Origin of the sequence: Streptomyces sp. NPDC088194, assembly GCF_040702025.1 — a bacterium.
GTDB lineage: Bacteria > Actinomycetota > Actinomycetes > Streptomycetales > Streptomycetaceae > Actinacidiphila.
This window is the reverse complement of sequence record NZ_JBFBIV010000089.1, coordinates 24,662-33,388: the sequence shown is the minus strand read 5'-3', so window position 1 is coordinate 33,388 and position 8,727 is coordinate 24,662. Positions and strand designations below refer to the sequence as shown.

The 8,727-nt window shown below is 73.1% G+C and carries 9 protein-coding genes; 2 read left to right on the top strand and 7 right to left on the bottom strand.

Features of this window, described 5'->3' with window-relative positions; genetic code table 11:
* Nucleotides 1–189 precede the first annotated feature (189 nt).
* The 4 genes from AB0399_RS33130 to AB0399_RS33115 form a co-directional block, all read right to left on the bottom strand.
* Entirely contained in the window at nt 190–687 is a 498-nt protein-coding gene (locus AB0399_RS33130) for a VanZ family protein (protein ID WP_328468395.1), read from the bottom strand.
* A 134-nt stretch (nt 688–821) separates the two neighbouring features.
* A complete protein-coding gene (locus AB0399_RS33125) occupies nt 822–1,493 on the bottom strand; it encodes a hypothetical protein (protein ID WP_329365534.1) in 672 nt (223 codons plus the stop codon).
* A complete protein-coding gene (locus tag AB0399_RS33120) occupies nt 1,493–3,142 on the bottom strand; it encodes a HAMP domain-containing sensor histidine kinase (protein WP_366413827.1) in 1,650 nt (549 codons plus the stop codon). Before AB0399_RS33120 ends, AB0399_RS33125 begins: the two co-directional genes overlap by 1 nt.
* Nucleotides 3,139–3,816: a response regulator transcription factor gene (locus AB0399_RS33115; RefSeq protein WP_328468401.1), complete on the bottom strand. Its 678-nt coding sequence runs from the start codon at nt 3,814–3,816 to the stop codon at nt 3,139–3,141. The genes AB0399_RS33120 and AB0399_RS33115 overlap by 4 nt, the downstream gene beginning before the upstream one ends.
* A 404-nt stretch (nt 3,817–4,220) precedes the next feature.
* On the opposite strand from AB0399_RS33115, the gene AB0399_RS33110 reads away from it, so the two are divergent.
* Complete coding sequence (locus AB0399_RS33110; RefSeq protein WP_329373995.1) at nt 4,221–5,000, top strand: SigE family RNA polymerase sigma factor; 780 nt, start codon at nt 4,221–4,223, stop codon at nt 4,998–5,000.
* A 115-nt stretch (nt 5,001–5,115) separates the two neighbouring features.
* Here AB0399_RS33110 and AB0399_RS33105 read toward each other — a convergent pair whose 3' ends face one another.
* Nucleotides 5,116–5,766 carry an ATP-binding protein gene (locus AB0399_RS33105; protein WP_366413826.1) on the bottom strand — a complete coding sequence of 217 codons (651 nt, stop codon included), beginning with the start codon at nt 5,764–5,766 and terminating at the stop codon, nt 5,116–5,118.
* A 111-nt stretch (nt 5,767–5,877) separates the two neighbouring features.
* Between AB0399_RS33105 and AB0399_RS33100 the strand changes: the two genes are divergently transcribed.
* Nucleotides 5,878–6,270, top strand: coding sequence for a hypothetical protein (locus AB0399_RS33100; protein ID WP_329365526.1), 393 nt, complete (start codon nt 5,878–5,880; stop codon nt 6,268–6,270).
* A gap of 67 nt (nt 6,271–6,337) precedes the next feature.
* Here the strand turns inward: AB0399_RS33100 and AB0399_RS33095 are convergent, their stop codons facing one another.
* Together AB0399_RS33095 and AB0399_RS33090 are read right to left on the bottom strand one after the other, a co-directional pair.
* Nucleotides 6,338–7,234 (bottom strand): aldehyde dehydrogenase family protein, encoded by an 897-nt coding sequence (locus AB0399_RS33095; RefSeq protein WP_329373993.1) that lies wholly within the window; start codon nt 7,232–7,234, stop codon nt 6,338–6,340.
* A 2-nt stretch (nt 7,235–7,236) separates the two neighbouring features.
* On the bottom strand, nt 7,237–8,727 hold the full coding sequence (locus AB0399_RS33090) for an aldehyde dehydrogenase family protein (protein ID WP_329365524.1): 1,491 nt from the start codon (nt 8,725–8,727) through the stop codon (nt 7,237–7,239).

Here is an 8,727-nt window from a genome sequence, read left to right as displayed (position 1 = left end):
GGGGGGGGGGGCGGCGCGGCCGCCGCCCCCGGCCCTCGTTCGGCGGGGCCCGCCCCCCGGCTCTCGCCCGCCCACGGCAGGAGGCGCGGAGCGCTGTGCTTTCCGAGCTTTCCGAGGGCTTCGCGCGCACCCGGGCGACCCGCGCACCTTTGCCGTCAGCGGGCCCTGGCGGTCAGCCGACCCTGGCGGTCAGGGCACGCTCGCGGGCACGGGCTCGCGGGCCGGGGGAGCCGGCTCGGTCGTGCGCAGGAGGCGGCGCCTGGCCGCGGGGACGACCAGCAGGTGGGCCGCGGCGACGCCCACCGTGTTGAGGATCAGCGCGTCGATGTCGAAGATCTGCCCGGGAACCATCGTCTGGGAGAACTCCAGCAGCATCGACACCATCAGACCGGCGAAGACCGTACGGACGAAGGACGCGAGCGCCGACGCCTCCGCGCGCCCGCCGGCCATCGGCAGCAGGACGCCGAGCGGCGCCAGCAACCCGAGCCCCGCGCCGAGCCGCTGGGCGGCCTCGACCGGGCCTCTCGCGAGGTCGTCGCGGATCGTGTCGAGCGGCCGCAGGTTGGGCGCGGACACCCAGGCCACGTAATGCGGCCGCAGCAGCAGCCACCCGATCAACACCAGATACGCGGCGGTGAGCAGCAGCCCGGCCGCGCGCACCCTGAAGACGAAGCCGTCGTGCCGCACGTTCTCGATGACGTCCGGGCCGTGCGTGCCGGTTCCCGTTCCGCTACCGCGACACGCCTTTCACCTGCGTGATCCCGATCACAAGGTGCTCCCGGGACCGGCCGGGGACGCCCCGCCGCCCCGCGCCCGGGCGGTCAACTGACGGGCGTGCCCGCGCTGTCCGCCGCGTCGGAGCGGGTGCGCAGATCCGGCGTGCACGTGTACGAGCGCAGCTTACTGTCCGGCCCGGGGCCACCGAGGACCACCGAACCGCCGGGCGAGATCAGCGGATCGGCGGCCAGCGTGCAGACGATCTGGGCGAGCGCGAAGGACGGCAGGTCCTGCGGCCGGTCGTTGAGCAGCAACGCGTCCTTGTGGTCGCCCTGCCCGGTCGCGAAGACTTCAAGGGTGCCGGGCACCGCCGTGGAGAACCCGCCCTTGCTCTCGGCGGTGCGCGGGCTGATCTGGAGCTGGGCGAGGAGCAACCTGACCTCGTTGAAGCGGTCGATCCGGCCGTCGCGCACTTCGACGCTGCGGCTGACCGGTGTGACCTGGGTGTTGCAGACCAGGTAGATCTTCTCGGCCATCGCGTCCGGTCCGGGGGTGGCGGGCGCCTTGGGCGGCGCGCAGGCCACCCGGGAGGGCGCGGGGCCGTCGTCCACCGGCACGGTGGTGGTGCGGATGCCGCACCCGGCCAGCGCGGTCAGCGCGGCGCACGAAGCCGCCAGAACGGCCACGGACCCGCGCGGGGTGCGTATCCGGCCACCGGGGCGCACCCGCCGCCCGCCGGGCCGTGTGGCGCCCGCCGGAGCGTTCCTCGCCGTCATCACGCGCTCCCCGCCGGCCCGTCGGTGCCGCCCGCGCGGTCACCCGCGCCGTTCCTGCCGGCCGAGCCGGCGGTTCCGGCCCCCGCGGGCCCGTCGCTCCCGCCGCCCGCCCGGCTCGCCTCGGTGGCGCCGCTCGGGCCGCGCCCACCGCCGCCCGCGCCCTCCGCGCCGTCCTCGCCCTCGTCCGCCCGCGGCCGTACCGGCATGCGCAGCGTGAACACGGCGCCGCCGTGCGGGCCGTTGGCGGCCGTGATGTCGCCGCCGTGGATGTGGGCGTTCTCCATCGCGATGGACAGGCCCAGGCCGCTGCCCTCGGAGCGGGCCCGGGAGGCGTCGGCCTTGTAGAAACGGTCGAAGACGTGCGGCAGCACGTCCTCGGGGATGCCGGGGCCGCGGTCGGAGACCACGATCACGATCTCGCCGTCCTCGCCGCCCTCCCGGCGCAGGGTGACCCGTACCGGGGAGCCGCCGTGCTTGAGCGCGTTGCCGATCAGGTTCGCCATGATCACGTCGAGCCGGCGCGGGTCGATGGTGGCCAGCAGCCCGCGCGGCGCGTCCAGTTCCACCGAGTCCAGCCAGGCCCGCGCGTCCATGCACGCCATGATCATGTCGGCGACGTCGACCTCGTCGACCCGCAGCTTCGCCGTCCCGGCGTCGAACCGGGTGACCTCCATCAACGTCTCCACCAGTTCGTTCAGCCGCCGGGTCTCGCTGACCACCAGCCGTACCGCCGGGGCGATCATCGGGTCCAGCGCGTCCGCCTCGTCCTCCAGCACGTCGGTGACCGCGGTGATGGCGGTCAGCGGGGTGCGCAGCTCGTGCGACATGTCGGCCACGAAGCGGCGGCTGGCGGCCTCGCGGGCCCGCAACTCCTCGACCCGGCCCTCCAACTGCTCGGCGGCGTTGTTGAAGGTCCGCGACATCTCGGCGAGTTCGTCGGTGCCCGACACCTTCAGCCGGGTGTCCAACTGCCCCTCGCCGAGCCGCTTGGCGGCCTCGCCCAGCCGCCGCACCGGGCGCAGCACCGCGGAGCCGGCCGCCTGCGCCAGCAGGGCCGCGCCGATCAGGGCCAGCAGCGTGGCGATGCCCAGCGACCACGCGAGCGAGTTGAGGTCCTTGCGCTCGGCGTCCAGGGACTTGAGCATGTAGCCGGTCGGGCCGTTGTCGTTGATCCGCGCGCCCGCCACCAGATAGGGGTGGTCCTCCAGCGAGATCCGCTCCCAGTGCAGGTGGTAGCGGTCGTCGTCCTTCGTGTGCTTGGTGTTCACCGCCCGCACCAGCGACGCGGGTACGTCGTCCATCGAGAACGTGCTCCCGTCCGACTGCTCCGCGCACCGCCCGTCGGCCGAGGAGTCGATCAGGATGACCTGATACGTGTCCGGGCCGCCGATCCGGTTCGCGGCCATGCCCAGCGACTCGCAGGTCGGCTGCACCGGCAGCGAGGCGGCGTTGCGCTGCAACGAGTCGCGGAAGTCGTCGAGCGCGCTGTTCTGCGCCCGCGTCAGCACCGCGTCGCGGTTGAGCCAGTACGCGATGCCCGACACCGACACCGCCGCGGTCAGCGCCACCAGCGCGAACACCGCGATCAGCCGCAGCCGCAGGCTGGTCCAGCGCAACAGCCAGAACGGGCTGCCTTGGGCACGGCTCACTGAGGCGTGTCCAGGCGGTAGCCGACACCACGGACGGTACGGATCAGGGTCGGCGACGACGGTACGTCCTCGATCTTCGCGCGTAGCCGCTGCACGCAGGCGTCCACCAGCCGCGAGTCGCCGAGGTAGTCGTGCTCCCACACCAGCCGCAGCAACTGCTGCCGCGACAGCGCCTGGCCCGGCCGCCGGCTCAGCTCCAGCAGCAACCGCAGCTCGGTCGGCGTGAGCTGCAGGTCCTGGCCGTCCTTGGTGACGGTCATCGCGCTGCGGTCGATCACGATCGCGCCGAACGCGGCCGAGTCGGTGCTGTCGCGCTCGCCGCGCCGCAGCACCGCGCGGATACGCGCGTCCAGCACGCGCGGCTGCACGGGCTTGATCACGTAGTCGTCGGCGCCGGACTCCAGGCCCACCACCACGTCGATGTCGTCGCTGCGCGCGGTGAGCAGGATGATCGGCAACTGGTCGGTGCGCCGGATACGCCGGCACACCTCGAAGCCGTCGATCCCGGGCAGCATCACGTCCAACACGATCAGGTCAGGGCGCTGCTCCTTGAGCAGTCTCAGCCCGTCCTCGCCCGTCGCAGCGGCCACCACGCGGTGACCCTGACGGGACAGGCCGAGTTCGAGACCCGTACGGATGGCGTCGTCATCCTCGATCAGCAACAGGAAAGGCACGGGCGCCATTGTTGCCTACCCGGGCAGGTGAGCGGGAAGGGGTCTCGCGGCATGGTTGTGCTCTCGTTGCAGACGGTGCCCCGTTTTCCGGTTGGGCACCGTCGTCGGTCGAGCCCACCGAGCGGCACCGAGACAGCCGGTCCGGGAGGTCCCGCACATACCCAGGGGCGCGGGGAACCGCGCGACCAGCCCCTACGGGCAGGTGGTCCCCCGACCGACGGAACGGGGCACCCGGGCGGGTCCGCCCAGCCACTCCGCGGGAGCCTCTGTGACGGGTCTGTGACACTCGGCGGACAGCCCGATGAAACTGGCCCGGCAGTCTTATGCCCATCGGAAGAACGCGACGCCACAAAGGCATCGACGCCGAAGACCACGCGGCAGGTTCCACCAACGGGGGCGCGATGATGAACGCACTGCACAGCACCACCACAACCGCAGTTCACACCGCGCACGCGCACCCCGGGTTCCGGGCCACGGAGATGTCCGGTGCTGCGAGCGGACGGGGGTACGTTCGCAGCACCGGACGCGCGACCACCTACCAGGCGCCCCGCCCGCGCCCCGCGCACATCGCGCCGGTCGACTCGGCGGAGCCCACCGACACCGCCACCGCGCCCGGCGCGGAGCGGGTGCCGGCGCAGGCCGGTACGGCACACTCCGCCGAGGCGGAGGCCGCGTTCACCGCATACGTGCAGGAGCGCCGGGCCTCCCTCTACGCCACCGCCTACCACCTCACCGGTGACCGTTTCGCCGCCGAGGACCTGTTGCAGAGCGCGCTGTTCTCCACGTACCGCGCCTGGGACCGGATCAGCGACAAGGCGGCCGTCGGCGGGTACCTGCGGCGCACCATGACCAACCTGCACATCAGCGCGTGGCGGCGGCGCAAGCTCAACGAGTACCCGACGGAGGAACTGCCCGAGACGGTCGGCGACACCGACGAGATGGGCGGGACCGAGCTGCGGGCCGTGCTGTGGCAGGCGCTCGCGCGGCTGCCTGAGCAGCAGCGCACCATGCTGGTGCTGCGTTACTACGAGGGGCGTACCGACCCGGAGATCGCGGACATCCTCAACATCAGCGTCGGCACCGTGAAGAGCAGCATCTGGCGGTCGCTGCGGCGCATGCGGGAGGACGAGGCGCTGAGCTTCGGGCACAGCGAGGAGGACGCTTTCGGGGAGCTCGTCGCATAGTCCGGGGGGACACGGGGGACTGGGCCGGACGGCACGGAGGGGTGCCGTCCGGCCCTTACCCGTGCGTGCGGCGCCCCTGGCTGCCGGGTGGCCCGCGGGCGACCCCGGGGAGCGGTCAGGTGGGGACGGACGGCGCCGTGGTGGTGGTGCGGGCGGGCCGGGCGGAGTCCATCGCGGCGATACGGGAGAGGGTCTCGCGCTGGTCGCACGGCGTGCAGCCGAACCCGACCTGGCGCCCCACGATCGCGCGCTCCGCGCGGAAGAGGTGCCAGCCGCGCCGCATCAGGAAGCGCACCGACTTGCGCCCCTCGCGCAGGTCGCGCAGGAAGCGGCGCCACGCGGTCGTCGCGGGACTGCCGCGCAGGCAGATCGCGTCGGCCAGCAGCCCGAGTTCGCGGCAGCGCCCGACGATCTCGGCCGCGAAGATGCCCTCGGCGACGAAGTAGGGCGCCCCGGCGAGGTCCAGCCGGCTCCATCCGCTGATCGCGCTGGCCGAGATGTCGTAGCGCGGGGTGTCGGCGCTGCCGCGTTCGCACAGCTCGCCGATCGCGGCGACGGCGGCGTCCGCGTGCCAGGAGCCCGGCGCGTCCCAGTCGACCGCGTCGCCGCCGGGCAGCAGCGGGAGGGTCGGGTCGCCGTCCTCCTTGTAGAAGTCGTCGAGCGCGAGCACCGGCAGCCCGGTGCGGGCGGAGAGCGAGGACTTGCCCGAGCCGGACGGCCCGGCCAGCAGGATCACACGGGAACGGGGAGGTGGACTCACGGACAACGATTCTCCCGCAACCCCGCCCGGAGGAATGACCCGCGGTATGACAACTACCGTTCGCGGTCATTGCGTTACGCTGCGACAGCAACCACTACGTCGACAGGAGCCCGTTCCATGCCCTCGCTGCGCACCGCCCTCGTTCTCACGCTGACCGCCGCGGCGGCCGCGGTCGCCGTACCCGCGGCCACCGCCGTCGCCGCGGACGCCCCGGCGACGCTGCCCGACCTCCAGGGCGCCACCGGCACGCTCCCCACCTCCGGGATCACCTCCGCGCTGCCCACCCAGTCCGTGACCGGCGCCCTCGCCGACGGCGTCGCCCCCGTCCGCGACCTCAAGCTCGACCCGCTCAACAACACCACGGTCGACCCGCTCACCAACGGAGTCGGCTCCCAGGTCGCCGACTTCCGTCCCGTCTCCACCACCGACGCCACCGCCCCCCTCACCAACGGCGGCTCCCTGGGCACCCTCCCCCTCGTCGGCCCCGTCACCGGAGCCGTCACGCGCTGACGCCGTGGGAAGCGCGGCGCCGTCCTGCCGAGCCCGAAGGGACCCGCGGGCGCGGGGACCTGAGGTGTCACACCCCCATGGGGTGCCAGACCGTTTTGGTCTCCAGCCAGGCGGTCAGGCGGGAGGTGCCCGGGTCGGTGAGCCAGTTCTCGGTCGGGGAAGGGCGGCGGACGCGTTTGAGGTTGTCGGCCGCGGCGGCCTCGAGTTCGGCGGCGAGTTGGGGGGACGCGCCGGTGAGGTCGATCGCGTTGACGTCCTGGTGGGCCGCGAGGGGCGCGGCGATCTCGGCGGTGCGGCCGGAGAGGATGTTGACGACACCCGCGGGGACGTCGGAGGTCGCGAGGACCTCGCCGAGGGAGAGCGCCGGCAGGGGCGCGTGCTCGGCGGCGACCACGACCGCGGTGTTGCCGGTGGCGATCACCGGGGCGAGCACCGAGACCAGCCCGAGCAGCGAGGAGTCCTGGGGGGCCAGCACGGCGACCACGCCCGTCGGCTCGGGTGTGGACAGGTTGAAGTAAGGACCGGCAACCGGGTTGGCACCCCCTACCACCTGAGCGATCTTGTCCGTCCAGCCCGCGTACCAGACCCAGCGGTCCACCGCCGCGTCCACCACGGCCGCCGCCTTCGCCTTGGACAGCCCCTCGGCGTCGGCGACCTCGCGGACGTACTGCTCCCGCCGCCCCTCCAGCATCTCCGCGACGCGGTACAGCACCTGCCCGCGGTTGTACGCGGTCGCGCCCGACCAGCCCGCCACCGCCTTGCGCGCGGCGACCACCGCGTCCCGCGCGTCCTTGCGGGAGGCGAGCGGCGCGTTCGCCAGCCACGCCCCGCCGCCCCGGCCACCCTTGGAGTCCGTCACCTCGTACACCCGGCCGCTCTCGGAGCGGGGGAACTTGCCCCCGACGTACAGCTTGTAGGTCTTGAAGACGCTCAGCCGCGCCGCGCCTTCAGAACGCTCGGACACCGTCATCGGTCGAGCTCCCCTTCTTCCTCGCCACGCCCGCTCGTCGACTCGCCCGGCTCGGCGAGATACGCCGCCAGGCCGTGCCGGCCGCCCTCCCGGCCGTAGCCGGACTCCTTGTAACCGCCGAACGGCGAGGTCGGGTCGAACTTGTTGAACGTGTTCGCCCACACCACCCCCGCCCGCAGCTTGCTCGCCATCGACAGGATGCGCGAGCCCTTCTCGGTCCAGATCCCCGCGGACAGCCCGTACGGGGTGTTGTTCGCCTTCTCCACGGCCTCGGCGGGCGTGCGGAAGGTCAGCACCGACAGCACCGGGCCGAAGATCTCCTCCCGGGCGATCCGGTGCGCCTGGGTCACCCCGGTGAACAGGGTCGGCGCGAACCAGTAACCGGACTCGGGCAGTTCGCACCGCGGCGCCCACCGCTGCGCGCCCTCCGCCTCGCCCGCCTCGGCGAGCGCGGTGATCCGGGCGAGCTGCTCCGCGGAGTTGATCGCCCCGATGTCGGTGTTCTTGTCCAGCGGGTCGCCGACCCGCAGGGTGCTCATCCGCCGCTTCAGCGCGTCCAGCACCTCCTCCTGCACCGACTCCTGGACCAGCAGCCGCGACCCGGCGCAGCAGACATGGCCCTGGTTGAAGAAGATCCCGTTGACGATGCCCTCGACGGCCTGGTCGACCGGGGCGTCGTCGAAGACGATGTTCGCCGCCTTGCCGCCCAGCTCCAGGGTGACCTTCTTCCGGCTGCCCGCGACCGTACGCGCGATCGCCTTGCCGACCTCCGTCGACCCGGTGAAGGCCACCTTGTCCACGCCCTCGTGGGCGACCAGCGCCGCGCCCGCGTCGCCGTAACCGGTGAGGATGTTGACGACCCCGCGCGGCAGGCCGGCCTGGCGGCACACGTCCGCGAAGAACAGCGCGCTCAGCGGGGTGGTCTCGGCGGGCTTGAGCACCACGGTGTTGCCCGCGGCCAGCGCCGGCGCGACCTTCCAGGCGAGCATCAGCAGCGGGAAGTTCCACGGGATGACCTGCCCGGCCACGCCCAGCGGCCGCGGGTCGGGGCCGCAGCCGGCGTACGCCAGCTTGTCCGCCCACCCCGCGTAGTAGAAGAAGTGCGCGGCGACCAGCGGCAGGTCCACGTCGCGGGTCTCGCGGATCGGCTTGCCATTGTCCAGCGACTCCAGCACCGCCAGTTCCCGCGAGCGCTCCTGGAGGATGCGGGCGATCCGGAACAGGTACTTGCCGCGCTCGGCGCCCGGCAGCGCCGACCACGTGCCGAACGCCTTGCGCGCGGCCCGCACCGCCCGGTCGACGTCGGCCTCGCCGGCGTGCGCGACCTCGGCGAGCACCTCCTCGGTGGAGGGCGAGACCGACTTGAAGACCCGGCCGTCGGCGGCCTCGGCGAACTCGCCGTCGATGAACAGCCCGTACGAGGGCGCGAGGTCGACGACCGCGCGGGACTCCGGCGCGGGCGCGTACGCGAACTTCTGGTGTGCCAT